Raw genomic sequence first — 1380 nt, forward strand, 5'->3', positions numbered from 1 at the left:
CTGGACTGCACCCCTGAAGTGAGACACGATAATTACAGTGACAGTGCGGTTGCCACGGTACGTTATCGTGCTTTGTTTTGCGCGAACGCGGTTTCGAACTCAAGAGGCGATTGGTATCCGAGCGCCGAGTGCAGGCGCTCCTTGTTGTAGACCTCCGCGATGAAGCTGTTGATGCGGCGGCGGGCGTCGTCGAGATCGACGAAGGTCTTCCCGTTGATCTCCTCGGCCTTGAGCGTCTTCATGAAGCTCTCGGCCTTCGCGTTGTCGAAGGGGTTGCCGGGTCTGCTCATGCTCAACGTGATATCCCGATCGGCAAGCCGCTGGCGATAGGCGATCGATGCGTATTGCACGCCGCGATCGGAATGGTGGATCAGGCTGCCACGCGCTGGCCGTCTCGCGGCAATGGCCTTCTCCAAGGCGCTGATCGCAAGCGAGGTGTCGAGCGTGTCGTCGAAGGCCCAGCCCACAGCCTTGCGCGAGAATGCGTCGAGGATGACGGCGAGATAGGCGAAGGTCCTGGCGAGATGGACGTAGGTGATGTCCGCCACCCAGATCTGGTCGGGCGCAGACGGCACCAGGCCACGAACCAGATTGGGGACGACGAGAAAGCCCGATGGCCGCTCCGAGGGCGGCTTCAGGAATGGTGTCTTGCGCTGCGCGAGCAGATTGTCTTCGCGCATAAGTCTTTGAACCTTCTTGGCATTCACGACCATGCCCTGACGCCTGAGGGCCGCCGTCACCCGCCGATAGCCGTAGAACACGTGCTTGAGGCAGATGCGCTGGATCACGTCGCGCAGTTCGCAATCTGCTGCCTTGGGATCGTGTCTGGCGAGGTGCCGGTAATAGGTCGCGCGCGGCAAGCCCGCGAGGCGGCACAGGCGTTGGACATCGGCATAGGAATCGGTCGTCTCCATCGTCATGGCTTTGACGACTTCGACGATGCGGGTACGGGTTTGCCTTGCGCGGCCGGCCGCTCCAATGCGCGCAAGGCTTGCCGAAAAAAATCGAGATCCATCTGCTGGCGGCCCACCAGCCGCTCGAGTTCGGCGATGCGGGCTTTGGCGAGCGCGAGGGCGGAGCGCTTGTCGTCGTACGTCGGTAGTGGCTTGAGCTTGCGGGGGCCAGGCTTGGGTCCGGGCTTCCGGTTCAAACCATCCGGCCCTTCGGCGTTCCAGGCCTTGATCCAGTCATGGAGAATCTTGCGGGAGATTCCAAGCTCGCGGGCTACAGGGAGGACGCCTTCGCCTCGCTCAACACGCTTGATCGCCTTCAATTTGTAAGCCGTCGGAAACTGACGCTTCTTTCCTCGTCCTGCCACAGGTCATCCTCGAAATGCCTGTCACTGTAATTATCGTGTCTCACTTCAGGGGTGCAGTCCAG

2 protein-coding genes are annotated in these 1380 nt (G+C 61.2%); both read right to left on the reverse strand.

Going from position 1 to position 1380, the window contains the following annotated elements; translation table 11 throughout:
• Positions 1-62: 62 nt before the first annotated feature.
• Complete coding sequence (locus TSA1_RS38640) at positions 63-920, reverse strand: IS3 family transposase (RefSeq protein ID WP_100176498.1); 858 nt, start codon at positions 918-920, stop codon at positions 63-65.
• Positions 917-1318 carry a helix-turn-helix domain-containing protein gene (locus TSA1_RS38645; protein ID WP_100176497.1) on the reverse strand — a complete coding sequence of 134 codons (402 nt, stop codon included), beginning with the start codon at positions 1316-1318 and terminating at the stop codon, positions 917-919. The genes TSA1_RS38640 and TSA1_RS38645 overlap by 4 nt, the downstream gene beginning before the upstream one ends.
• Positions 1319-1380: the final 62 nt, after the last annotated feature.

The sequence above is a fragment of the Bradyrhizobium nitroreducens genome, from assembly GCF_002776695.1.
Taxonomy (GTDB): domain Bacteria; phylum Pseudomonadota; class Alphaproteobacteria; order Rhizobiales; family Xanthobacteraceae; genus Bradyrhizobium; species Bradyrhizobium nitroreducens.

Excerpts from the sequence above, each read along its gene's own strand:
- TSA1_RS38640 (WP_100176498.1), bottom strand. The coding sequence starts at position 920 with ATGACGATGGAGACGACCGATTCCTATGCCGATGTCCAACGCCTGTGC.